Annotated in this window: 24 protein-coding genes and 2 tRNA genes; 11 read left to right on the forward strand and 15 right to left on the reverse strand. The window is 63.7% G+C overall.

What is annotated here, in order from left to right; genetic code table 11:
* Window positions 1-87: 87 nt before the first annotated feature.
* The 10 genes from FJ958_RS19215 to FJ958_RS19265 all read right to left on the reverse strand — a co-directional run bounded on the left by FJ958_RS19215 (window position 88) and on the right by FJ958_RS19265 (window position 6,308).
* Window positions 88-163 (reverse strand) — tRNA-Phe (locus FJ958_RS19215).
* Window positions 164-435: 272 nt separating this feature from the next.
* Window positions 436-633, reverse strand: coding sequence for a DNA gyrase inhibitor YacG (gene yacG, locus FJ958_RS19220; RefSeq protein ID WP_140744763.1), 198 nt, complete (start codon window positions 631-633; stop codon window positions 436-438).
* The gene (locus FJ958_RS19225) at window positions 630-1,256 is read right to left on the reverse strand and encodes a Maf-like protein (RefSeq protein ID WP_140744764.1); all 627 of its coding nucleotides are present in this window, start codon (window positions 1,254-1,256) and stop codon (window positions 630-632) included. Before FJ958_RS19225 ends, yacG begins: the two co-directional genes overlap by 4 nt.
* A gap of 23 nt (window positions 1,257-1,279) precedes the next feature.
* A complete protein-coding gene (infA, locus tag FJ958_RS19230) occupies window positions 1,280-1,498 on the reverse strand; it encodes a translation initiation factor IF-1 (RefSeq protein ID WP_006200926.1) in 219 nt (72 codons plus the stop codon).
* Window positions 1,499-1,698: 200 nt separating this feature from the next.
* Complete coding sequence (locus FJ958_RS19240) at window positions 1,699-2,169, reverse strand: low molecular weight phosphatase family protein (protein ID WP_140744766.1); 471 nt, start codon at window positions 2,167-2,169, stop codon at window positions 1,699-1,701.
* Window positions 2,157-2,642, reverse strand: a complete 486-nt coding sequence (locus FJ958_RS19245; RefSeq protein ID WP_140744767.1) for a UPF0262 family protein — start codon at window positions 2,640-2,642, stop codon at window positions 2,157-2,159. Before FJ958_RS19245 ends, FJ958_RS19240 begins: the two co-directional genes overlap by 13 nt.
* A gap of 6 nt (window positions 2,643-2,648) precedes the next feature.
* Window positions 2,649-3,941 carry a histidinol dehydrogenase gene (gene hisD / locus FJ958_RS19250; RefSeq protein WP_140744768.1) on the reverse strand — a complete coding sequence of 431 codons (1,293 nt, stop codon included), beginning with the start codon at window positions 3,939-3,941 and terminating at the stop codon, window positions 2,649-2,651.
* A 7-nt stretch (window positions 3,942-3,948) separates the two neighbouring features.
* On the reverse strand, window positions 3,949-4,383 hold the full coding sequence (locus tag FJ958_RS19255; protein ID WP_140744769.1) for a DUF2948 family protein: 435 nt from the start codon (window positions 4,381-4,383) through the stop codon (window positions 3,949-3,951).
* Window positions 4,384-4,710: 327 nt separating this feature from the next.
* Window positions 4,711-6,003 carry a UDP-N-acetylglucosamine 1-carboxyvinyltransferase gene (murA, locus tag FJ958_RS19260; RefSeq protein ID WP_140744770.1) on the reverse strand — a complete coding sequence of 431 codons (1,293 nt, stop codon included), beginning with the start codon at window positions 6,001-6,003 and terminating at the stop codon, window positions 4,711-4,713.
* A 128-nt stretch (window positions 6,004-6,131) separates the two neighbouring features.
* The gene (locus FJ958_RS19265) at window positions 6,132-6,308 is read right to left on the reverse strand and encodes a hypothetical protein (protein ID WP_140744771.1); all 177 of its coding nucleotides are present in this window, start codon (window positions 6,306-6,308) and stop codon (window positions 6,132-6,134) included.
* A gap of 161 nt (window positions 6,309-6,469) precedes the next feature.
* On the opposite strand from FJ958_RS19265, the gene FJ958_RS19270 reads away from it, so the two are divergent.
* The 4 genes from FJ958_RS19270 to FJ958_RS19285 all read left to right on the forward strand — a co-directional run bounded on the left by FJ958_RS19270 (window position 6,470) and on the right by FJ958_RS19285 (window position 11,353).
* Window positions 6,470-6,544 (forward strand) — tRNA-Thr (locus tag FJ958_RS19270).
* 185 nt (window positions 6,545-6,729) lie between these two features.
* Window positions 6,730-7,872, forward strand: a complete 1,143-nt coding sequence (locus FJ958_RS19275; RefSeq protein WP_140744772.1) for a hypothetical protein — start codon at window positions 6,730-6,732, stop codon at window positions 7,870-7,872.
* 206 nt (window positions 7,873-8,078) lie between these two features.
* Window positions 8,079-9,764 carry a DUF882 domain-containing protein gene (locus FJ958_RS19280; RefSeq protein ID WP_140744773.1) on the forward strand — a complete coding sequence of 562 codons (1,686 nt, stop codon included), beginning with the start codon at window positions 8,079-8,081 and terminating at the stop codon, window positions 9,762-9,764.
* A gap of 194 nt (window positions 9,765-9,958) precedes the next feature.
* Window positions 9,959-11,353: a multicopper oxidase family protein gene (locus FJ958_RS19285; RefSeq protein WP_140744774.1), complete on the forward strand. Its 1,395-nt coding sequence runs from the start codon at window positions 9,959-9,961 to the stop codon at window positions 11,351-11,353.
* Between the two features lie 36 nt (window positions 11,354-11,389).
* Here FJ958_RS19285 and FJ958_RS19290 read toward each other — a convergent pair whose 3' ends face one another.
* From FJ958_RS19290 to FJ958_RS19300, 3 genes are all read right to left on the reverse strand, one after another.
* Window positions 11,390-11,677, reverse strand: coding sequence for a PTS sugar transporter subunit IIB (locus tag FJ958_RS19290; RefSeq protein WP_140744775.1), 288 nt, complete (start codon window positions 11,675-11,677; stop codon window positions 11,390-11,392).
* 20 nt (window positions 11,678-11,697) lie between these two features.
* Entirely contained in the window at window positions 11,698-12,159 is a 462-nt protein-coding gene (locus tag FJ958_RS19295) for a PTS sugar transporter subunit IIA (RefSeq protein WP_140744776.1), read from the reverse strand.
* Window positions 12,160-12,230: 71 nt separating this feature from the next.
* Window positions 12,231-13,637 (reverse strand): PTS transporter subunit IIC, encoded by a 1,407-nt coding sequence (locus FJ958_RS19300; RefSeq protein WP_140744777.1) that lies wholly within the window; start codon window positions 13,635-13,637, stop codon window positions 12,231-12,233.
* A gap of 343 nt (window positions 13,638-13,980) precedes the next feature.
* On the opposite strand from FJ958_RS19300, the gene FJ958_RS19305 reads away from it, so the two are divergent.
* The 3 genes from FJ958_RS19305 to FJ958_RS19315 all read left to right on the forward strand — a co-directional run bounded on the left by FJ958_RS19305 (window position 13,981) and on the right by FJ958_RS19315 (window position 15,995).
* Window positions 13,981-15,294, forward strand: coding sequence for an NAD(P)H-dependent oxidoreductase (locus tag FJ958_RS19305; RefSeq protein ID WP_140744778.1), 1,314 nt, complete (start codon window positions 13,981-13,983; stop codon window positions 15,292-15,294).
* A 66-nt stretch (window positions 15,295-15,360) separates the two neighbouring features.
* Window positions 15,361-15,603 (forward strand): type II toxin-antitoxin system VapB family antitoxin, encoded by a 243-nt coding sequence (locus tag FJ958_RS19310; protein ID WP_140744779.1) that lies wholly within the window; start codon window positions 15,361-15,363, stop codon window positions 15,601-15,603.
* Complete coding sequence (locus FJ958_RS19315) at window positions 15,603-15,995, forward strand: type II toxin-antitoxin system VapC family toxin (protein ID WP_140744780.1); 393 nt, start codon at window positions 15,603-15,605, stop codon at window positions 15,993-15,995. The genes FJ958_RS19310 and FJ958_RS19315 overlap by 1 nt, the downstream gene beginning before the upstream one ends.
* A 13-nt stretch (window positions 15,996-16,008) precedes the next feature.
* Here FJ958_RS19315 and proC read toward each other — a convergent pair whose 3' ends face one another.
* Window positions 16,009-16,824 (reverse strand): pyrroline-5-carboxylate reductase, encoded by an 816-nt coding sequence (gene proC, locus FJ958_RS19320; RefSeq protein ID WP_140744781.1) that lies wholly within the window; start codon window positions 16,822-16,824, stop codon window positions 16,009-16,011.
* A 283-nt stretch (window positions 16,825-17,107) separates the two neighbouring features.
* Between proC and FJ958_RS19325 the strand changes: the two genes are divergently transcribed.
* The 4 genes from FJ958_RS19325 (at window position 17,108) to FJ958_RS19340 (ending at window position 22,101) form a co-directional block, all read left to right on the forward strand.
* On the forward strand, window positions 17,108-18,199 hold the full coding sequence (locus tag FJ958_RS19325) for a hypothetical protein (RefSeq protein WP_246679658.1): 1,092 nt from the start codon (window positions 17,108-17,110) through the stop codon (window positions 18,197-18,199).
* A gap of 178 nt (window positions 18,200-18,377) precedes the next feature.
* Window positions 18,378-19,277, forward strand: coding sequence for a bifunctional methylenetetrahydrofolate dehydrogenase/methenyltetrahydrofolate cyclohydrolase FolD (gene folD, locus FJ958_RS19330; RefSeq protein WP_140744782.1), 900 nt, complete (start codon window positions 18,378-18,380; stop codon window positions 19,275-19,277).
* A 28-nt stretch (window positions 19,278-19,305) separates the two neighbouring features.
* Complete coding sequence (locus FJ958_RS19335) at window positions 19,306-20,304, forward strand: GlxA family transcriptional regulator (protein WP_140744856.1); 999 nt, start codon at window positions 19,306-19,308, stop codon at window positions 20,302-20,304.
* 126 nt (window positions 20,305-20,430) lie between these two features.
* On the forward strand, window positions 20,431-22,101 hold the full coding sequence (locus tag FJ958_RS19340) for a VWA domain-containing protein (RefSeq protein WP_140744783.1): 1,671 nt from the start codon (window positions 20,431-20,433) through the stop codon (window positions 22,099-22,101).
* 58 nt (window positions 22,102-22,159) lie between these two features.
* Here the strand turns inward: FJ958_RS19340 and edd are convergent, their stop codons facing one another.
* Complete coding sequence (edd, locus tag FJ958_RS19345) at window positions 22,160-23,983, reverse strand: phosphogluconate dehydratase (RefSeq protein ID WP_140744784.1); 1,824 nt, start codon at window positions 23,981-23,983, stop codon at window positions 22,160-22,162.
* Window positions 23,984-24,025: the final 42 nt, after the last annotated feature.

Genomic DNA, 24,025 nt, shown 5'->3' on the forward strand with positions numbered 1-24,025 from the left:
CATCGACAATCCGTTCGGCACGAGATTGTCACCCATGTCTTAGGTACGCTCTGTCACCCATGTCTCCGGGCCGTACAGAAAAGGTGATGGTGCCCAGAGGCGGATTCGAACCACCGACACGCGGATTTTCAGTCCGCTGCTCTACCAACTGAGCTATCTGGGCCTGTTCCGGCTAACGAATGACTCGCGCTCCGGATTTCGCTGGAAGCGCCGTGGGCGCCCCTTGAAAGCGCGTGGGTTATAGCATGGGAATCCGGCCTGTCCAGCGCCTAGGTGCGGATTTTCCGTAGGAAAAGAAATGCGCTTCGATAGGTCGGTTTCAATGCCATGCGCCTGCCCGTCTGGCTTGCCTGTCGTCGCGGAAATCGAACGGCCTCATGCCGCCAACAGCTCGGGGATTTGTTGAAGGCGCTGAGGGGGCCGGCGGAGCGATCCCTATTTCGGCTCGTCGGCGTCGGGGTCTTCCTCGTCGTCGCGGGCGGGAATGATATAGGCGCCCTTCAGCCAGCGGTTGAGGTCGATGTCCTTGCAGCGCTTCGAGCAGAATGGATAGGTCTCGCGCGCCGATGGCTTGCCGCATTCGGGGCAAGGGCGCTTGGGCCGCAGCGGCGTCACCTTGTCGTCGAGGCTCATGGCCGCGCGGACTGCCAGTTTTGGTGGGTCTTGAAACCCTCGCCGGAAAGCAGTGCCACCGTCTCGTAGAGCGGCAGGCCGACGATGTTGGTGTAGGAGCCGACGAGCTTGACGACAAAGGCGCCGGCGAGGCCCTGGACGGCATAGCCGCCGGCCTTGCCGCGCCATTCGCCCGAGGCGACATAGGCATCGATTTCCTCGCGCGGCAGCCGCTTGAAACGCACCCGCGTCTCGACCAGCCGCTGGCGCAGCTTGCCGCCCGGCGTGATCAGGCAGATGCCGGAATAGACCCGGTGCGAGCGGCCGGACAACAGCCCGAGGCAATTGGCGGCGTCATCCAGTGTTTCGGCCTTGGGCAGGATGCGCCGTCCGACCGCGACCACCGTGTCGGCGGCCAGCACGAAGCTCGGCGCATAATCCGTCTCGGTCTTCAGCGAGGCAAGCGCCTTCTCGGCCTTTTCCTGGCACAGCCGCTTGGCCAGTGAGCGCGGATGCTCGGCACGCAACGGTGTTTCGTCGACATCGGCGGGCAGCACACGGTCCGGCTCGATGCCGGCCTGCTGCAAGAGTTCGATGCGGCGCGGGGAACCCGAGGCAAGCACCAGCTTCTGCAAAATGCTCATTGCGTTCCGGCCGGGCCTTGATCTTACTTGAAACGGTAGGTGATGCGGCCCTTGGTCAGGTCGTATGGCGTCATCTCGACCAGAACCTTGTCGCCGGTCAGCACGCGGATGCGGTTCTTGCGCATGCGGCCGGCCGTATGGGCGATGATCTCGTGTTCGTTTTCGAGCTTCACCCTGAACATCGCGTTGGGCAACAATTCCGTCACGACACCAGGAAACTCGAGGACTTCTTCCTTCGGCATTCGATACCTTTGCTTGGATGGCAGTTCCGGCGCCTAGAGCACGATGCCGAAAAGTGTGAAGCGGTTTTCGGACGACATCATGCTCTACTTCTTTGACCTGGAGGCGGATTCGGATTTCAGGTCGAACAGACCCGAAATCATCCGACTCCAGCCGGAATTTCGGCGGAACCTATATGATAATCGTGCGCTTGTGAACACGCTTAATCCGTCGCGTTTTTTGCTTCTGGAAGCAAAAAACGTCGGCTTATGCGCGCCTTCAGCCGCTCGCGGACATCGCGATAGACCGCCATGATCTGTTCGCGCGTGCCGCCGGCATCGGTCGGGTCCGGCGTCGGCCAATATTCGACCTCGACGGCGAGCGAGCGGGTGAGCTCGAGCGCGGCGTGGTGCGCCTCCGGCGCCAGCGTCACGATCAGGTCGAAATAGTCGTCCTCGAGATCGTCCAATGTCCTTGGGTGACGCTCGCCCAGCGACAGGCCTTCCTCGGCAAGCACGGCATCGACGAACGGGTCACGCTCGCCGGCGCGCACGCCGGCCGAGGCGACGAAAATGGTGGCGGGCAGCATCCGGCGCGCCAACTGCTCGGCCATCGGCGAGCGCACGGCATTCATGCCGCACAGGAACAGGATCGAGCGGGGCAGGGCGCCGGGTGCCAGGATCAGCCCCGCCAGTGCAGCACGCAGACCAGCGTGAACAGCCGGCGCGCCGTATCGAAGTCGATGTCGATCTTGCCGGCGAGCCGGTCCATCAGCGTCTGCGAGCCCTCATTGTGCAGTCCGCGGCGGCCCATGTCGATGGCCTCGATATGGCTCGGCGTCGAGGAGCGGATGGCGTCGTAATAGCTTTCGCAGATCATGTAGTAGTCCTTGACGATGCGCCGGAGCGGCGTCAGCGACAGGATATGGGTGACGACCCCGGTGCCGTCCTCGCGCGCCACGGCAAAGACCAGGCGCTGCTCGGCCAGCGACAGCTTTAGCCGATAGGGGCCTGTGCCGCCGTCATTGACGGGCCGGAAACTGTTCTCCTCGATCAGGTCGAAGATCGCTACCGCCCGCTCATGCTCGACATCAGGCGTCGAACGGCCGATCGATTCATCGAGTTCGACATCGATCAGTTTTGCGCGGGTTTGATCGGAGCCCGTCATATCAGCCTACATGTTCAACCGTATGGCGACGGAGCGGCCATGCGCGTCGAGCCCTTCCGCCTTGGCGAGCGTGATCGCCGCCGGCGCCAGAACGCGCAACTGCTCCGGTCCAAGTCTGAGCACCGAGGTGCGCTTGACGAAGTCGAGCACCGACAGGCCCGACGAGAACCGCGCCGAGCGTGCGGTCGGCAGCACGTGATTGGAGCCGCCGACATAGTCGCCGATGGCTTCCGGTGTATGGCGGCCGAGAAAAACGGCGCCGGCATTGCGCATCCGCGACAGGAAGCCTTCGGCATCGTCGATAGCCAACTCGACATGCTCGGCCGCGATGCGGTCGACCAGCGGCAGTGCGGCCTCGATGGTCGGAACTTCGATCACCGCGCCGAAATCACGCCAGCTCGCCGCGGCCGTCTCGCCGCGCGGCAGGCTCTGCAACTGGCGCTCGACCGCCCGTTCGACCGCCTTGCCGAAGGCCGGATCGTCGGTGATCAGGATCGATTGCGCCGACACATCATGTTCGGCCTGGGCCAGCAGATCGGCCGCGATCCAGTCCGGATCGTTGTCGCCATCGGCCACCACGAGTACTTCCGAGGGGCCGGCGATCATGTCGATACCGACCGTGCCGAATACCTGCCGCTTGGCCGCCGCCACATAGGCATTGCCAGGGCCGACGACCTTGGCCACCGGACGGATCGTTTCGGTGCCATAGGCAAGGGCCGCGATCGCCTGCGCGCCGCCGACGCGGTAGATTTCGGAAACGCCCGATATGTCGGCCGCCACCAGCACCAGCGGCGGGATGGCGCCGCCGGAGGCAGGTACGCAGATGGCGATGCGTTCGACGCCGGCAACCTTGGCCGGTATGGCGTTCATCAGCACGGAGCTTGGATAGCTTGCGGTGCCGCCCGGCACGTAGAGGCCGACAGCCTCGATCGCCGTCCAGCGCCAGCCGAGTTCGACGCCGGCGGCATCCGTATAGCGACTGTCCTTTGGAAGCTGCTGCTCGTGATAGGCGCGTATCCGGTCACGCGCGAATTCGAGCGCCTTGATCGTCCCCGCATCGGCGCCATCATAGGCGCTGGAGATTTCGGTCTTCGATACGGCAATGCCGACGCTTCTGAGGTCGGCGCGGTCGAATCGCTTGGAATAGTCGATCAGCGCCGCGTCGCCCTCGGCGCGCACCCGCGCGATGATCTCGCGCGCCGCGGCCTCGACATCGGCGGACACTTCCCGCTTGGTCAGAAGGAAGGCGGCGAAACGCTGCTCGAAATCGGCGTCGGACTGGCGAAGCGTGATGGCCATGAGACGCTCAGGCCCTGTGCACGGGACGCGAGGTGGCTTCCCACGCGCCGCCGATGTCGGCAAGGCGGGCCTCGATGCACTCGACATCGAGCATGATGGTGCCGCCGCCTGAAAAGATCAGTTCGACGATGCCCGCGGGCTTGCTGATCTCGATGAAGCTGATGGCCAGCAGGGACAGAACCTCGGTCGGCCTGTCGCGGGCAATGCCGTTGGTCTTGGCGCCCAACACCCGGTCGAAATGCAGCACCGCCTGGCGCCGCTCGTTATGCTGGCGAAACAGGCCCGACTTCGCCTCCCAGACGAAGCGGTTCATGGTCAACACGAAACGTTTGGCCGCGGGCAGATATTCGAGGTCCGAAACCTTCATCACGGCATCCTGGACATGGGCCGAGACGATGCCCAGGTCCTGGTCGTCGAGCGCGATAAGCTTGAGGGCATTCATGCGGATTTCGCACCTGAAAGTTGACTGTTCAGCCTTCTGTTAGAGCATGATCCCGAAAAGTGGAAACCGGTTTTTGGCAAAGATCATGCTCAGACAAAACAGGCTCTAGGCGGTCTTTTCGAAGCACGCAACCGCGATAGGGGTTCTGCGCCAGGACAATCGCTTCAGGTTTGCACCGCTACTCGTCGCCCTGCCGGGCACTTCTCCCCGTATAGAGACGGGGAGAAGGACGCACCCCGATCGCGGATGCCGGCAGGCAGATAAGGGGGCGGTGCCGACTCGACAATTGCCCATTGGACGCCGACTTGAAGCGGCTGCCTTGGGGTTCTAAGCGGAAATCCGCTCGATCACAGCGCCGCAATTAGACAGCTTTTCCTCCAGCCGCTCGAAGCCGCGGTCAAGATGATAGACGCGGTTGACCGTGGTCTCGCCTTCGGCCGCCAGTCCGGCAATGACCAGCGACACCGAGGCGCGAAGATCGGTCGCCATCACCGGCGCACCCTTCAGTTTCGGAACGCCGTCGACGATCGCCGTCTGGCCGGAAAGCGTGATGTGGGCGCCGAGCCGGGCCAGTTCCTGGACATGCATGAAGCGGTTCTCGAAGATGGTCTCGGTGATGCGCGACTTGCCCTTGGCCATGGTCATCAGGCCCATGAACTGCGCCTGCAGGTCGGTCGGGAAGGCCGGGAAGGGCGCCGTCGTCACGTCGACAGGCGAAATGCCGGCGCCGTTGCGCTTGACGCGGATGCCGGAATTGGTCTGCGTGATCTCGGCGCCGGTCTGTGAAATCACATCCAGCGCGGTCTGCAAAAGCTCGGGACGCGCGCCTTCGAGCACGACGTCGCCGCCGGTCATGGCGACCGCCATGGCGTAGGTTCCGGTCTCGATGCGGTCGGGGATGACGCGTACGCGTGCGCCCGACAGCGCCTCGACGCCATCGACAGTGATAACAGGCGTGCCGGCGCCGGAAATTTTCGCGCCCATGGCGTTGAGGCATTCGGCGAGGTTGACGATCTCGGGCTCGCAGGCGGCGTTTTCGAGCACCGTTTCGCCCTTGGCCAGCGAGGCCGCCATCATCAGCACATGGGTGGCGCCGACCGACACCTTCGGGAACACATAGCGGTTGCCGACAAGGCGGCCATTGCGGGTCTTGGCGATGACATAGCCGGTGTCGACGTCGATATCCGCGCCGAGAGCCTGGAGGCCTTCGAGGAACAGATCGACCGGCCGCGTGCCGATGGCGCAGCCGCCTGGCAGCGACACCTTGGCCTCGCCCATGCGGGCCAGCAGCGGCCCGATCACCCAGAACGAAGCCCGCATCTTCGACACCAGCTCGTAAGGCGCCGTGGTGTCGACGATGTTGCGGGCCGAGAAGTTGATGGTGCGCGAATAGCCCTCATTCTGCTTCTCGCGGCGGCCATTGACGGAATAATCGACGCCGTGATTGCCGAGGATGCGGATCAGCTGCTCGACATCGGCCAGATGCGGCACGTTTTCCAAGGTCAGCGTGTCGTCGGTCAAAAGCGAGGCGATCATCAAGGGCAGGGCGGCGTTTTTCGCGCCCGAGATCGGAATGCTTCCGGCAAGCTCGTTGCCGCCGACAATTCTGATGCGATCCATTGGAGAACGTCCCTCTCGGCCAAAAAGGCCGGTTCAATCGTTTGAGTGTCGGCCCGTCTAGACCATCGGCTGGCTTGGTTCAAGAAATAGCATTTCGCCCATCCCAAGCTAAGTGTGGCCGATTTGAGTTAATCTTTTTGCATTTCCTTGGAAGCGGTGAGCCCGTCCGGCCGCTGGTCGGCCTCGCCGGTGCGGCGCGAGCGCGACTGCGCCTTGCGCTTCTGCAGATTGGCGCGCAACTGCTCGGCAAGCCTGCTTTTGCGGTCGGTGCCGCTGTTTCTCGGTGGAATTGTCTTGCCGCTCATCGTCCCGTCCCGGCCGGCGCCCGGCCAAACCGACATTCAGGGATAGCCAAGATTGTGGCGCCGCCATGTCATTGAAAGCTATCCGGCAAAGGCTTTCACAGAAGCGTTGTTCTTGGCCTTGCGCTTGCCGGTTCGATATGGCAGAAGCCCCGCCATCGGCGGCTGCGGTAGCTCAGTGGTAGAGCACTCCCTTGGTAAGGGAGAGGTCGAGAGTTCAATCCTCTCTCGCAGCACCAGCTTATCTCCGAATCTCGAATTTTATCTGCCTTGACGCCTGGCGTGCGTCGGACAAGCGCTGTTTGGCGCTCCGCGACATGGCTGCCTCCCTTATCGCACCGCCCAACTCGGTCGTTTTCGCGGGCTGACGGCTTGTCGGGCGCTCGGGTCGATGGCTAAATAAACGCTCACAGGGGAAGGGAGCATGGCACTTCACCTTTCGGCGGATGCCCCCGCTTCAGTCGCGGCCGCGCCGCAAAAATATCTCTTTGGCCCGTTCATCGACTTTTTCATGCTTGGCGGAAGCGCGCTTCTGATCCTGCCGGTCCTGTATTTCGTGCCGCTCAGATACGAAGCTGCTGTGACGCTGACGATGTTCTTGCTTTCCCATCTCATAAACCAGCCGCACTTCGGTCATTCGTATCAGATCTTCTATCGCAATTTCGCGCGCAAGGTGCGCGGCGACGGCTACAGCCGCAATCTGCAGATCCGCTATATTTTGGCGGGCATCGTCGTCCCGCTGGCGATGATTGCCTTCTTTGCCTATGGTTCATTGACGGGGAACACCCGGCTGCTCGGCTATGCGACCAACGCGATGGGCTTTTTCGTGGGCTGGCACTACGTCAAGCAGGGCTATGGCATGCTGATGGTCGATGCCGTGCTGAAGCGCAAATTCTTCAGCGATCAGGACAAGAAGGTGTTGCTGTTCAACGGCTATGCCGTGTGGCTGTTCGCATGGCTGCAGACCAACATGGTGATCACCCAGAGGCAGTTCTGGGGTTTGGACTACTACACCTTCGCGGTCCCGCCATGGCTTATCACCATCGCCATGTCGATCGCCGCCGCCTCCTCGGCGGCTACCGCCGTGATGTTCATCAATCGCTGGCGCAGGCATGGTGGCGCGCTGCCGTATAACGGCGTCGTCGCCTATGTCGTGTCCCTCTATGCCTGGATACTGTTCGTGACTTGGAACCCGCTCTGGCTGCTCGTCGTGCCGGCGATGCATTCCTTGCAGTATCTGGCGGTGGTCTGGCGCTATCAGACCAATGTCGAGCGCGACCGCGCGGATGCCGTCGGGAGGCCGGCTTTGAAGCTCCTGTCCATTCTTGGACCGCTGTACAGGCTGCGCGTGCTGGCGTTCATCATCGTGGGCGCAATTCTGGGAGCGCTCGGTTTCTGGCTGGTGCCGATGGCGCTGGTCGACCTCATTCCCTACGACAAGGCAGTGCTCGGCTCGTCGCTCTTCCTCTTCATCGCCTGGATATTCATCAACGTGCACCACTACTTCCTGGACAATGTGATGTGGCGGCGCGGCAATCCGGAAGTCTCGAAATATCTGTTTCGCTGAAGCAGGTTCATTCCGGGCAACCGCCCCTGCGGGACAGCCTTTCGGGCACGAACACGATTCGTTAACCAAGATGCTGTTCATCGGCGTGTCGAGGACTGATGTCCCGTCTGCGTGGTCAAGCCTGCTTGTCAGGTCGAGAGCGTCGAAAGAAGGCTCCGCATCGGCGAAGACGTCAAATCGCCCGAAACAAGAACAATGTGTAAGGCATGAACGTGATCGAAAGCCAACAAAACGCACCCGGCGCCTCCCCTCGTTGGACATGGCTGCCGGCCATTGCGGTCGCGTTCCTTTGCATGTGCGCCACCACTGCATTCGCGGAGACGCGCGCCCTGAAGATCCAACATCTCCATACGGGCGAGAAGGCCGAGATCGTCTTCAAGCGCGATGGACGCTACGATCAGGCGGGATTGAAGAAGATCAATTTCATGCTGCGCGACTGGCGCCGCAACGAGCCGACCAGGATGGATCCGCGTCTGCTCGACCTCGTCTGGCAGGCTTATCGGGCCAGTGGCTCCACAGCCTATATCCATGTGGTCAGCGCCTATCGTTCGCCGGCGACCAACGCCATGCTGCGCGGCCGCTCGAAGGGCGTGGCCCGGGAAAGCCAGCACATGGTTGGCCGCGCGATGGACTTCTTCCTGCCTGATGTGCCGCTGAAGAAACTGCGCGACATCGGCCTCAAGATGCAGGGCGGCGGCGTGGGTTATTATCCGACATCCGGTTCGCCTTTCATCCATATGGATGTCGGCAATGTGCGGCATTGGCCGGGCATCAGCCGCCAGGAACTCGCCAGGGTCTTCCCGAACGGCAACACGCTGCATGTGCCGAGCGACGGCAAGCCGCTGCCCGGCTACGAGCAGGCGTTTGCCGCCTACAAATCGCGCAAGGCCGCCGGCACGCCCAACATCGAGCTGGCAAGCGCCGACAGCGGCCAGCGCAGGCCGGCACGCGGCCTGCTGGCGACGCTTCTGGGCAGTCGCGGCGCGGAAGCGAATGATGTCGCGGAAGCGGTGCCGGCGCCGCGCAAGCCGGCCAAATCCGTTGAAACCAAATCCGTTGAACCGAAGTCCGTTGAAACCAGGCCGGCCGGACAGGGGGGTATCGCTGTCGTGCCGCCGCAGGCAGCCCAGCGGGCGGACATCCAGATGGCTTCCGCCGCTCCGGCTGAAGAACCTCCAGTCGAGCAGCAGGCGAAAACGGCTGAAGCGATCGTCATGGCGATGGCGCCCGGCGCGGTGCCTCTGCCGGCCTTCGCGCCGCGCACCGAGTCTAGGGCGAGTGTTCCGATCCCCGAAACGCCGACCCGCGAAACCGTGCCGTTCACAACAGCCAGCGCTTCCGCGGCGCGGGCCGAACTGTCGGCTGCCAAGCCGGCGGCAGCCAATGCCGAAATTTCCTTGGGCAACACGAATGCCGCTGCCGCAAACGCCGCGCCGGACCTCAACATCCCCTTGCCGACGTGGCGGCCGCGGACAAGCGCCGCGCCTCGTCCGGAGGCCGGATCCGGCGATGTCATCGCTGCCTTGCTGGCCGGGCATCATGCCGATGACGGCCTCGATGGACTGGCCGGCCAGCGGCTGCCGGTCCCCGCGTCGAAACCCGAAGATCGCGTCGGGGCGAGCCCCAAGGCCGACCGTGTCCAGCCGCGCGGCGATGCCGAAGCACCGCCTGTCATTGTGCCCGCTGCGTCGGCCGGCCGGCCGCTCGGGGCGGGCCGTGAGATCGCCGGCAAGGCGGGTTCGACAGCGGCGCCTGTCATTGCCGCCAATTTGATCCGCACGGCGCCGCAGCACGTCTATCTCGACGGATTCCAGCCGCGAGGACAGGCATCCGACCACCGCCGCTTCACCGGCTCCGCGGTGAAGTTCCTGCCCATCGCCAGCTTCAAATAGGTCGACGAACGCACCCGTTGGACATGGCATGCATATTGTGCGCGATACCGGACCGCTGCGATCCGATCTTCGCCTGCTTCGAAGTGATGGCGCAAGCCGTCGCCAATGTGCAACGTGTCAGCATTTGCGCCGGTGGCTCGCCTGTGATCCAAGACGGCACTGGATGCGGGTCACCCCTGCGGTTGGAGCGCTGAATGACTCTACTCACACGTCGCGGGCTTCTCAAAACGGCCGCGGTTGCCGGTGCGAGCGGGGTCGGGCTCGCCGCCATCGGCCGGCTCGGCGGCTGGGCGGTGGCCGCGCCTGAACCCGTGGTGCTGCAGACAGCGAAAATCCAGGCGAAGCTGATGGACGTCGGCCCGACGAGGAATGTGCTGACCTATGGCAGCGCCGGCATGCCGCCGGTGCTCAGGATGAAAAAGGGCGAGCCCTTCGCCGCGCGTCTGGTCAACGCCATCGACGATCCGACAACGATCCATTGGCATGGCATTCGCCTGCCGAACAAGATGGATGGCGTGCCGTTCCTGGTCCAGCCTTATGTCTATACAGGCGACCATTTCGACTACGCCTTTACCCCGCCGGACGCCGGCACCTTCTGGTACCACCCGCATTGCAACACGCTGGAGCAGATGGGCCACGGCCTGACCGGCGTGATCGTGGTCGAGAACCCGAACGATCCGAAATTCGACGCCGAATTTGTCCTCAATCTGCGCGACTGGCGTCTCGGCGACGACGGCCAGTTCATCGAGCAGTTCCGGCCACGCGATGCCGCCAGAACCGGCACCTACGGCACGGTGCGCACCGCCAACTGGCTCGACCAGCCGCAATATGACGCGCCGGCCGGCGGGCTGGTGCGGCTGCGCGTCGCCATCACCGATGTCACCCGCATCTACGCCTTTCGTGTCGATGGCGCGGAGGCTGATGTCATGGCGCTCGACGGCAATCCGGTGCCGCAGCGTTTTTCGCCCGATGCCTTGCTGCTTGGCCCGGGACAGCGCATGGAACTCGCCATCCGCATGCCGGACGAGGAAGGCGCTGTCGTCAGCCTGCGGGATGTCAGGGGCACGAAGCCCAAAATCCTGACGACCCTGCGCGCGATGGGCGGCTCACTCAGGCGAGACATACGCGATCTTGCTCCGCTGGAGGTCAATCCGGTGGCGGATGTCGATCTGACCAGCGCCCAGCATATTTCCCTGGCGCTCAGCGCCACGGCCGAAAACATTCCGAGCAATGGTATCTGCGGTTCACTCGGCTACGGTTTCTGGGCGATCAACAAGGTGCCGTGGCCAGGCGATACGCCGGATCCGACCGCGCCGCTGGCAGAACTGAAGCTCGGCAGGAGCTATGTCATCGACATGGAGAACCTGACGCCGCAATCGCATCCGATGCATCTGCACGGCATGAGCTTCAAGGTGCTGTCGTCGTCGACACGACCGGTTCAGCCGCTGATTTCGGACACCTACCTCATCCAGCCCAACGAGAAGGTGAGCCTGGGCTTCGTCGCCGACAATCCGGGCGACTGGCTGCTGCACTGCCACATCATCGAGCACCAGAAATCGGGCATGACGAGCTACCTAAGGGTGGTTTGAAGCCAAGCCCCGTCGCCAGGTCGCATCGTTGGCGAGCTACTTGCGCAGCTCCGCTTCGATCTCGTCGAGCACCTTGTCCTTGCCGATGCCGGTGAGGAAGGCGAGGCCCTTGATGACCGGCTTGGTCACCGAAGCGGAGATCGGGGTGGTGGAGACGATGAAGTCGACGCCGTCGGCAAGGCCCGGTACTTCGGTCGCCTTTGCCTGCTGGGCGTTGAAGGTCAGGCCGCGCTTCTTCATGGCCTCGGTGACGGCGACATTGACCGCGGTCGAGGTGGCAATGCCCGTGCCGCAGGCAAAGAGAATTGTTTTCTGTCTGGACATCTCTTGCTTCTCCTTGGGTATCAGCCGAGCACGGCACGCACGTCGTCAAGCGTCCTGGCCGACCTCAAGCCGTCCAATGCTTCTGGATTCTGGATGGTGGCCATCACGGATTGCAGCGCTTCAATCTGCTTGTCCTTGTCATTGATGGCAAGGAGGAAGACGAAGCCGACGGGCAGCTTCTCGTCGGGGTCTTCCATGTTGGCGAAGGTCACCGGCTTTCTCAGCGTGCCCATGGCGATGCCGGGTTTCAGCACATGTTCCGGATCGGTGTGCGGCACCGCGACATTGTCGGCGCGTTCCAGCGGCAGTCCCGTCGGGGTGGTTCTTTCGCGATGGACGACCGCGTCGGCATAGGAGCTTTTGACATAGCCAAGGGCCTCGAGCCGGCCGGCCAGGATGCGGATGATCTCCTCATTGGTCGAGGCATCGGATCCGAGCACGATCGCTTCGGGATCCAGAAGCTGCATGAGGCCGTCGGACATGTCTTGCTCCGTTATGGGTCGTGCGCCCGCGAAGGGCGCACGACCGGTTCAAATTGAAGCCGTGTTGGCGTTCAGGCCGTGCCTTCTGCCGGCTCGTCCTCGGCGCCTGCTGCCCGTTCCCAGCCGAGCGTGTTGCGGCGGTAGAGGACGAACAGCGCTGCGATGACCACCGCGATCACGATGATGCCGACAAGGCCAAGTCCCTGGATCGCTTCGATGATTACATAGGGGACCCACAGGAAGCCATCGACCACCGAGGTGATCTGCAGCGCGTCCGCCGGGAGCTTGAAGCCCGACGCGACGGCCGCGCTGGTGAACAGCGGGGCCAGCGCGTTGGCGACGTAGAAGCCGATCGCCAGCGTCACCGTGCCGATCACCACCATGCGGAACACGTTGCCTTTCACCAGAGGCGCGGTCATGGCGACGATGAACGGGATGACCGCCAGGTCGGCGAACAGGATGACGCGATTGCCCGGCAGGATCACCGACAGGATGATCGCGATCGGCACCAGGATCAGCGACGACGAGATCGCGGCGGGGTGGCCGATCAGGATCGCCGAATCGAGGCCGACGAGCAGCTCGCGATCGCCGGTGCGCTTGCGCACGAACTCCTGCGCCGCGTCGGAAACCGGAAGCAGGCCTTCCATCAGGATCTTCACCATGCGCGGCAGGAGCAGCATCACAGCCGCCAGCGTCATGCCGGTGCCCAGCACCTTGGCCAGCACCGTGCCGAGATCGCCTGCATTGTAGAAGGCGATGGCGCCGAGCACGAGGCCGATGATCAGGCCGAGCACCACCGGCTCACCGAACACGCCGAAGCGGCGTTCGATGGTGTCGGTGTTGATGTTGATGCGATTGATGCCGGGAATGCGGTCCATGATCCAGTTCAGGATGATGGCGATCGGCAGGATCTGCGCCGAGGCGAGATGCGGCACTGAGATGCCGGGCACGCCGTAGAATTGCTGCACCGCGCGCGCCGACCAGTCGGCGAAGAGCAGCGAGAGCGCTGCGACAAGGGCGGCAATGGCAATGCCGTAGGCCAGATTGTTGGTAGCGGCGACGACGAGCGAGCCGACAAAGGCGAAGTGCCAGAAATTCCAGACGTCGACGTTGAGCGTACGCGTCATGCGCGTCAGCAAAAGCACGATATTGACCAGGATGCCGACCGGGATGACCCACAGGCCTACCGAGGAGCCGAAGGCGATCGCGGCCGCCGAGGGCCAGCCGACATCGATGATGTCGCGGTGGATGCCGGTGTTGGTGACGATGGCCTTGGCGACGTCGCCGATCGACGTAAACATCAGGCCAAGCACAAGATTGATACCAATGAAGGCGACGCCGATCGTGACAGCGGCGCGAAAGGCCTTGCTGACCCTGGCACCCAGGACCACGGCTATGACGAAAATGACGATCGGCAGCAGAATTGTCGCGCCGAGCGTGTCGATGGCCCCCTTGAGGCCAGCGAGAACAGTATCCATTCTTCCTCCCCCGGAGCCCGAGCCTATGTCTCGCGATGCTCCTTGATCTCACCCAACGCCTCTGCCGCCGCATTGGCACAAAGGCACTCCCAAATTGCGCCTAGACCAATGCACTCCGATCCATCGTCTCGGTGAACATTTGCCTTTGCCAGCAAACGAATGTTTTATTCAGATTGTTCACAACAATGTCAATTGGCAACCCTTTGGGCCAATCGACCAATGCGAAGGCCGCTTTTCCCCGGCCAATTTCGGCTGGAATTGCCGGCCGGAGCCGGTTTCGTTGGCACAGATGGCCGGTCCCTGCTAATCCGGCGAGCAATCAAGAAGCTGTGGACGTCCCTGCATGACCAATGTCGCCCTGACCGGGCTTGCCCGCGATCTCGCCAGCCGCGCCGCCGAGGGCCGTCCGGTGCGCATCGGCGTCATCGGTTCGGGCGAAATGGGCACCGACCTAGTCACGCAAGGCATGCTGATGCCGGGTATTTCGGTTTGCGCCATCTCCACCCGCCGCCCGCACACGGCGCGTGACGCCATCCTTATCGCCTATGGCGACGAGGCGATGGCGGTGGAGGCCGACACGGCATCGAAAGTCACCGGCGCCATCGAGAGCGGCAGGATCGCCATCACCTCCAACGAGATGCTGGTCACCAATCCGTTGATCGACGTCGTCATCGACGCCACTGGCAAGCCCGGCGTCGCCGCCGATTTCGACCTGATGGCGATGGAGCATGGCAAGCATCTGGTGATGATGAATGTCGAGGCCGACGTCACCATCGGCTGCTATCTCAAGCAGCAGGCCGACCGGCTTGGCGTCGTCTATTCGGTCGGCGCCGGCGACGAGCCGTCGAGCTGCATGGAGCTCATCGAGTTCGCTTCCGCCCTTGGCCTGACGATCGTCTCGGCCGGCAAGGGCAAGAACAACCCACTCAACCGCGACGCCGTGCCCGACGACTATCGCGAGGAAGCGATCCGTCGCAACATGAACCCGCGCATGCTGGTCGAGTTCGTCGACGGCTCCAAGACCATGGTCGAGATGTGCGCCATCGCCAACGCCACCGGCCTGGTGCCTGATGTGCCCGGCATGCACGGCCCCAAGGCCGACCGCGACGACCTCGTCAAAGTGCTGATTCCGCGCGAGGATGGCGGGCTCCTCACCAAAAAGGGCGTCGTCGATTACACCATCGGCAAGGGCGTGGCGCCCGGTGTCTTCGTCATTGTCGAGGCGACGCATCCGCGCATCATCGAGCGCATGGACGATCTGCATATCGGCCATGGTCCCTATTACAGCCTGTTCCGGCCTTATCATTTGACGTCGCTGGAAGTGCCGCTGACCGCCGCCCGCATCGTGCTTTTCGGCAAGCCAGACATGGTGCCGCTGCCAAGGCCCGTCGCCGAAGTCTGTGCCGTCGCCAAGCGGGACCTGGCTCCCGGCGAGACCTTCGATGCGATCGGCGAGACCTGCTACCGGTCCTGGACCATGACCGTCGGAGAAGCCCGCGCCCGGTGCGCCGTGCCGGTCGGCCTGCTCGAGGGCGGCAAGGTGTTGAAGCCGGTTGGCAAAGGCGAACTGCTGACCACCGACAATGCGGCCCCCGACCAGACGACGAGGCTGTTCGCCTTGCGCCGGCTGCAGGATGAGATGCTTTATGGAAAATAGGTCGTTGTGGCGCCGTCATGACAAATGCACTACATTGTAGTGGCATATGTCGCTGAGGATCGGCCAATGAATCTCCAGATCAGAGACCCGCGTGCCCGTGAACTGGCACAGCGGCTTGCCGCCAAACGCAAGATTTCGATGACCGAAGCGGTCATCGAAGCGCTTGAGTCTGAATTGAGACGGGAAAGCGGACGCGTTCCCCTGGCGAAGCGGTTGGCTGCCATCGCCGATGACCTTAAAGCCAAGGCCGGCCATGGCGGCCGGCCTGTGAGCAAGGATGAGATCGACGACATGTGGGGACACCCCTGATGTTCGTCGACACCTCCGTTGTCGTGGCAATTCTTTCGGGAGAAGGGGATGCCGCCGAGTGGAGCAACCGGATCGCGGCCGCACCTCTCAAGATTACGTCCGCGCTGGTGGTCCTGGAAGCGGCGATGCGCCTCTCCACCATGCTTGCTATCGAGCCGGTGGTCGCGGAAGCGGCGATAGAAGCCTTTCTGCGCGAGGCCGAAATCGAAATCGTGCCGATCGATGCCAGCGACGCCAAACTCGCGATCAGGGCATTTTCAGACTACGGAAAAGGACGTGGGCACCCCGCGCAGTTGAACCTTGCCGATTGCCTGTCCTATGCTTGCGCAAAGAACCATCGCTCGGTCTTGCTCTACAAAGGCAACGACTTTTCGCACACCGATCTCGCTTGACGGGATATCGGCGCTACTTCCCCAACTCGATTGACCGCAGCCGCGCTGCTTCGACAGCCCGGGTGAGCAGATTGGTCAGCCGGTCTTCGCCCATCAGCACACCAAGCGCGGCCGCTGTCGTCCCGTTCGGGCTGGTCACTTGCTGGCGGAGCACGCCCGGTTCCTCCTGGCTTTCGGCGGCAAGCGAGGCGGCGCCATAGACTGTCTGCATGGCGAGCAGCCTGGCGGTTGCCGCCGGCAGGCCGGCCTTTTCAGCGGCCACCGTGAGCGCCTCGATGAAATGGAAGATATAGGCCGGTCCCGATCCGGACACGGCGGTCACCGCATCCATCAGGCCTTCGTCATCGATGGTGGCGACCTCGCCGCTGGCCGACAGCAGGTCGGCGACGAAACGCTTGGCATCGTCGGAAACCAGGGGATTGGAAAACACCACCATCATGCCCTTGCCGATCGCCGCGGGCGTGTTGGGCATGCACCGCACGATCGGCGCACGCTTGCCCAGGATCTCCTCGAAGGTGGCGACCGGCGTGCCTGCGGCGATGCTGACGAAAGTGGTGCGGCCGTCGCCGAAACGCTTGTAGGCGGTGGTGGCGTCGCGGATCACCTGCGGCTTCACCGCGATGACGACGAGATCAGGCACGGCGTCGGCTGGAATGCCGCCGGCATCCGCTGCCGTGCTGCAGCCGAGAGCTGCGGCACGGTTGCGCAAATCGGTATTGGGCTCGACCACGAAGACCGCCGAAGGCCCCAGCTTGCCGGATTTCAGCCAGCCGCTGAGCATGGCGTAACCCATATTGCCGCAGCCGGCGAGAACGAGCCTGATCGTCATGGAAACCCTCCGAAGGAAGGCTCTGACATAGACGTTCGCGTCTCAGCGGGGAAGCCCTGTCAGGACGGACGGGATGATCGCGCGCCGCGAGCCTCGGTCGTGTGCTGGGAGCCATAGGCGGGAAAGCTTAACGTGCCATTCCGAGGCCCGAATGCGCTGCAATTCCAGTGCTCGAGGTTATGAAAAGCCTATGCACCGGCCTGCCAAAGTTAACCTTTTGTTTCCTATGCTTGTTTAGCGTGGCTTAACGAATGGCCGACCGCCGCTGCCAGGCGGCCAAAGAGTGAAGCTCCAAGAAATGGTCGACAGGGAAAACCGTGAAGACTGGAGGCGCGAGCGTTCATTGCTGGCGCTCGGCCAGGCCATACGCGGTGAGGACGGCAAGGACGCGTCCCTGGTCTCGATAGGGGACCGGGCGGATCCGGCATGGCGCGAAGACGCCGCCACGCGCCATCGCCTGGCCCGTTCACGGCGGGAGACGCGGACGGACCCGACACTGTCGGCCCTCGAAACAGAGCGGCTCCGGCGGGACGGACAGCCGAGAGCGACTGCACAGCACGACGACCTCGTGTCGATGCGCGAACTGGAGCGTGAGGCCGCCGCCAAGCGCACCGTCTATGAACAGTTCCTGCTGCGCGCCAAGGAACCCGGCGAACAGAAAGACATCAACACCGCCAACATGAATGTGATCTCCAAGGCCTTCGCGCCGCTCGAGGCGAAAGGCCCGTCACGGGCCGTGATGGCGCTTGCGGGCCGGCTCCTGGGTTTTGCCTCCGGTGTCGGCCGTGCGCTGATGGCGAGGCTGCGCAATGCCATGTCCCGCAAGCCATCCGACGAGGCTGACGACGGCATTTCCAGCGCGTTAGCCGCTTTTGGTGAAAACGCTCGGGCGGCGGATGCCGCCATGCCCTCCGGCCATCCGAATCTGGATTCGGTCTTCATGCCTCGGCCAGTGGTGTCGGACTATCCGCGGCCGTCTTTCCCCCCGGGCTTCGATACGACTTATTCCAGGCCGATGGGGCCGCCGTCGCGGTCACCCCTGCTGCCGCTGCCGGTCTATCCGGCTCCGCCGCCCTATCCCCATGCACAGCAGGCGGGGTATCCGCGGATGCGGCCGTGGCAGGCGCCATCGCCGGCAGGCTACCCCTACACTCAGGCTATGGCGGCGCCCTATGCCGGGCACATACCGTATCCACCGCAGCCCCCCGCATCGCCGCAACCATCGGCCTACCCGGTGCAGCCGCCGGTGGAACCCTCGCAAGTCGAGGAAGGTGCCGAACAGGCGCCGATCGACGAAATTCGCGCCAGCCTGCGGGAGTTCCGCGATGCGGTCCGCGAACTCGCCGAGAGCCGCGCCCGCCGCCGCTACTTCTGAGCCACAAGATAGGTTGCCGAGGCCGAACAAAACCATCCCGATTTCGCGTAAACGGCATGGGACGGCGCTTTGACGGGATTGCGTGCAGGAATTTTCGTGACAATGCCGCGCTGCATGGTGCCGGCGCGCATTGTGTTTTGTGAACGCGCGTTGGGTAAAACGGTGTTGAGGGTGCTTCATGGCTGATGTGATCGACGGAAAAAGCGTTGCCGAAGACGTGGTGCGGACGGTGAAGACCCTGACCGCCGAGCTGGTCGCCAAGGGCAACGCCAAGCCAGGTCTCGCCGTGGTCATCGTCGGCGAGGATCCGGCGAGCCAGGTGTATGTCGCCTCCAAATCCCGTACCGCGAAGGAATGCGGTTTTCATTCGCTGCAACACACGCTGCCGGTCGACACGTCGCAGGAAGCCCTGCTTGAGATCATCGGCGAGCTCAACGCCGATCCGGCCGTCAACGGCATCCTGGTGCAGCTTCCGCTGCCTGCCCATATCGACGCCGGCAAGATCATCCAGGCCATCGCGCCCCAGAAGGACGTTGACGGCTTCCATTTCATCAATGTCGGCAAGCTTGGCACCGGCGAACTCGACACGGCCTTCGTTCCCTGCACGCCCGCGGGCTCGATGCTCCTGATCGAGCGCGTGCGCGGCAAGGATCTGTCCGGCCTCAACGCCGTCGTTGTCGGCCGCTCCAACATCGTCGGCAAGCCGATGGCCAATCTGCTGCTCGCCGCCAACTGCACTGTCACTATCGCCCATAGTCGCACCAAGGACCTGCCGGCGCTTGCCCGCACGGCCGACATCCTCGTTGCCGCCGTCGGTCGCCCGGAGATGATCAAGGGGGATTGGGTGAAGCAAGGCGCCACCGTCATCGATGTCGGCATCAACCGCATCCCCGCGCCCGAGAAGGGCGAGGGCAAGTCGCGCCTGGTCGGCGACGTCGCCTATGCCGAAGCGGCCAAGGCGGCAGGCGCCATCACGCCGGTGCCCGGCGGTGTCGGGCCGATGACCATTGCCATGCTGATGGCCAATACGTTAGCTTCGGCCTACCTTGCGGCCGGGTTGAAACGGCCCTCCTTCTGAGCCCGGGTTGACCCTGAAAGCCGCAGCTTTGCCGAACCCCAACATTTCTCCGGAACGGCCGGTCACGACTGATCCCGTTCAGGGCGGCCGGCAGTTCGCGTTCCTGCTGGTCGACAAGTTTTCCATGTTCTCGCTGGCCGCCGCGATCGACACGTTCCGCTCGGCGAACCGTCTGCTTGGCCGCGATTTCTATGGCTGGACCACGGTGTCGGCCGATGGCGATCCGGTGATGGCGTCCAACGGCCTGCCGCTGAAGATCGACTACAGCGTCGCCGACCTGCCGCCCGTCGACATCCTCTTCGTCTCGGTCGGCCTGACGACGGAATTCCCCGGCAAGAGCAAGGTTCTGGCGGCGTTGCGCAGTTGGGGCCGGCGTGGCAATGCGCTTGGCGCGCTGTCGGTCGGATCCTACCTCCTGGCCGAGGCCGGCCAGCTCGACGGTTACCGCTGCACCATCCATTGGGAAAACCGCGCCGGCTTCATGGAGCGTTTCCCCGATATCAACTGCACCGGCAATGTCTTCGAGATCGACCGCAAGCGCTACACCTGTGCCGGCGGCACCACCTCGATCGACCTGATGCTGGAGATCGTGCGCGGCGATTTCGGCTCGAACCTCGCCAATGGCGTCGCCAACCAGTTCCAGCATGAGCGCATCCGCTCGGCTGGCGACCGCCAGCGCGTCGGGCCCGAGCGCGATCTGACCGGCAAGTCGGAGAAGCTGCGGCGCATCGTCGAACTGATGGCCGATCACCTCGACGAGCCGCTCTCGGCGGTGCAGCTTGCCAAGTCGGCCGGCCTTTCCGTGCGCCAGGTGGAGCGCCTGTTCCTGCGCCATCTCAATGTCACGCCGGGCCGCTACTACATGCGGTTGCGGCTGGAGCGGGCGCGCGAATTGCTGCGCCAGACCAACATGCCGATCCTTGATGTGGCGATCGCCACCGGCTTCACCTCGCATTCCTATTTTGCCCAGAGCTACCGGCTGCAGTTTGGCCGGCCGCCTTCCGAAGAGCGCCGCACCACCTACTGAGCCGCTTCGCGGCGATGCCCCACCCGGCGCCGGGCGCATGAGCGACTTGGCGCGTGCCGGGCTTGTGTCCGGACGTGGCGTCCAATAGCTTCCCAGTGCGGACGAGGGCTAACTCAGGAGATTTCGATGACGGTACTTGCGCGGGGCGTCGCTGCGGCGGTCCTCCTGTTTTTCATGACGGCGGCCGGCGTCGCTGCCAACCGCGTCATCATCATCCTGGATGCTTCAGGCTCGATGTGGGCGCAGATCGGCGGCAAGCCCAAGCTCGAAATCGCCCGTGAATCGCTGAGGACCGTGCTTCAATCGGTTCCCGCCGACGAAGAAATTGGTTTGATGGCCTATGGCCATCGCGAGAAAGGCAGCTGCGAGGACATCCAGTTGATCGTGCCGCCCCAGCCTGGCTCGGCAAGCGCCATCACCGACGCCGCCGACAGTCTGAAATTCCTCGGCAAGACGCCATTGACGGCAGCCGTCAAGCAAGCGGCCGAAGCGCTGAAATACACCGAGGACAAGGCGACCGTCGTCCTCATCACCGATGGGCTCGAGACTTGCGGCGGCGACCCCTGCGCGCTCGGCAAGGAGTTGAAGGCATCCGGCGTCGATTTCACCGCCGATGTCGTCGGCTTCGGCCTGACCGCTGACGAAGGCAAGCAGATCGCTTGCCTCGCCGACAACACCGGCGGCAAGTACATCCAGGCCTCCGACGAGAAGGCGCTGCAGGAAGCCTTGATCCAAACCGTCGCTGCACCGGCGCCGGCACCCGCGGCTGAACCAGCGCCAGCTCCCGCCCCGGCACCCGCGCCGGCACCCGCGAAATCCGAGTTCAATTTTCAGCCGAGCGTGGTGATGGCCGAAGGTGGCGAGCCGATCACCGACGGCAATGCCTGGGAGATCTACAAGACGAAGTCGGACGGTTCACGCGGCGATTCCGTCACCACCGAATACGGCAACTACAACGGCAATCTCGACCCCGGTGACTATGTTGTCATGGCGCGTGATGACGAAGCCAAGGTGGAGCAGAAGATCAAGATCGAGGCCGGCCAGGTCTACAAGCCGCTCTTCACCTTGAACGCGGGCACCGTGCTCATTCATCCCAAGGCCTATCAAGGCGCCGATATCAGCAGCCAAGCCCGTCTGGATTTTGCCTATCCGGGCGGCAGCACCACCCACTATGGCGACTCAAAGGTCGTTGTCCCGGCGGGTGAACAGAAGGTCACGGTTCAGATTGGCAGCGGCTCGCTGACGGAGACCATTCAGCTGGCCGCCGGGCAGACAATTGAAAAGGATGTCGTGGTCGGCGTCGGCCATGCCGTCCTCAATGCCTACTACACATCGGGCGGCGATAAGGCCGACAATTCGGGCATCGGCTTCGAGATCGTCAAGGCGAAGAAGAAGATCGATGGCAGCCGCGACAGCGTCGAACATTCCTATGGCCCCGACAGCAAGTTCTGGCTGCCGCCCGATGACTATGTGGCGGTCAGCACGCTTGATCTTGCCGTCGTCGAGCAGCCCTTCAGCATCAAGGCCGGCGACAATCAGGACGTGAAGGTGACGCTCGATGCGGGTGTGCTGGCCATGACCGCCCCCGGTGCCTATTCGATCGAGGTGCTGTCGCCGAAAAAGGATATCGAGGGCAAGCGCAAGTCACTCGGCCTGAGTTATGGCGACACCTGGCAGCAGACCGTTCCGGCCGGCGACTATGTGGTTGTCCGTCACATGTCCGACGAAGGCCACGACAAGGAAATGCCGGTGACGGTGAAAGCCGGCGAACGCGCCGAGATCACGGTCCAGCCGTGATGCCGTTTTCCGCTGGTCGTAAAAAGGACGGCTTCGAGCCGCCCTTTTGCGTATGAACTCAGGCGGTCCCGAACGCGCTGGCGCCGTGGTCGGCGCGGCCCACCAGCTGCCGCAAGCCGGTGAAAAGCTCGCGCCCGAAACCGAACTCGTTGCCGATGAGGTCGGCTTCGGCGGCGCGGCGCAGCGCGAATTCCGTCCCCGGCACCAGCACCTCCAGCGTTCCGGCATCGGCGTCGAGGCGGATGATGTCGCCGTCATGGATCCTGGCGATCGGCCCGTCCTCGACCGCCTCCGGCGTCACATGGATCGCCGCCGGCACCTTGCCGGAAGCGCCAGACATCCGTCCGTCGGTCACCAGCGCGACGCGCTGGCCGCGATCCTGCAAGATGCCGAGCACGGTGGTCAGCTTGTGCAGTTCCGGCATGCCGTTGGCCTTCGGCCCCTGGAAGCGGATGACGGCAATGAAATCGCCGGTCAGCGTGCCAGCCTTGAAGGCGTCGTTCAGGCCCTGCTGGCTGTCGAACACCTTGGCCGGCGCCTCGATGATGCGCCGTTCCGGTTTGACCGCGGAGGTCTTGATCACGGCGTGGCCGAGATTGCCCGAAAGCACCTTCAGGCCGCCCGTCGGCTGGAACGCCTTGTTGAACGGCGCCAGCACCTTTTCATCGCCGCTGGCGCGCGGCGCGGCTTCACGCACCACGCTGCCCTCGGCACCGAGCTTTGCCTCGACCGCATAGGGCCGCAAACCTTCGCCCCACACCGTCTGCACGTCCTCGTGCAGCACGCCCTCGTCGAGCAATTCCCGGATCAGGAAGCCGAGGCCACCGGCGGCGTGGAAATGGTTCACGTCGGCAAGGCCGTTCGGATAGACGCGCGCCAGGAGCGGCACTGCTTCCGAGAGGTCTGAAATATCCTGCCAGGTCAGCGCGATGCCGGCCGCCGCCGCCATGGCGATCAGGTGGATGGTGTGGTTGGTCGAGCCGCCGGTGGCGTGCAGGCCGACGACGCCGTTGACGATCGAACGCTCGTCGATCATGCGCCCGACCGGCGTATACGCATTGCCGAGCGCGGTGATCGCCAGCGCCCGCTTCGTCGCCTCGCGGGTCAAGGCTTCGCGCAACGGCGTGCCGGGATTGACGAAGGAGGCGCCGGGCGTGTGCAGGCCCATGATCTCCATCAGCATCTGGTTGGAATTCGCCGTCCCGTAGAAAGTGCAGGTGCCCGGCCCATGATAGGATTTGGACTCCGCCTCGAGCAGTTCGGGCCGTCCGACCTTGCCTTCGGCATAGAGCTGGCGGACCTTGGCTTTCTCGTCATTGGGCAGGCCGGTCGTCATCGGCCCCGCCGGAATGAAAACCGCCGGCAAATGGCCGAAGGTCAGCGCCGCGATAACCAGTCCGGGCACGATCTTGTCACAGACGCCGAGATAGACGGCGGCGTCGAACATGTTGTGCGACAGGCCGATCGCGGCGGCCATGGCAATCACGTCGCGCGAAAACAGCGACAACTCCATGCCGGGCTGGCCTTGTGTGACACCATCGCACATTGCCGGCACGCCGCCGGCCACCTGGGCGATGCCGCCGGCCTCGCGCGCGGCCTCCTTGATCAGGGCCGGGTAGGTCTCGAAGGGCTGATGCGCCGACAGCATGTCGTTGTAGGAGGTGATGATGCCGAGATTGGGCACCTTGTCGGCGCCGAGCGCCAGCTTTTCCGAAGGGCTGCAGACCGCAAAGCCATGGGCAAGGTTGCCGCAGGACAGCACCGACCGGTTGGCGGTCTGGTTCGATGCGCTGGCGATACGGCCGAGATAGGCCTCGCGGGCCGCCTTCGAACGTTGGCGGATGCGTTCCGTGATGGCTTCGATGTCGCGTCTTGCGGTCATGTCGGTCGGTCCTTTCAGACGAGGTCCCGGAAACATCCTCCC

The sequence above is a fragment of the Mesorhizobium sp. B2-3-5 genome, from assembly GCF_006442395.1.
Lineage (GTDB): Bacteria > Pseudomonadota > Alphaproteobacteria > Rhizobiales > Rhizobiaceae > Mesorhizobium.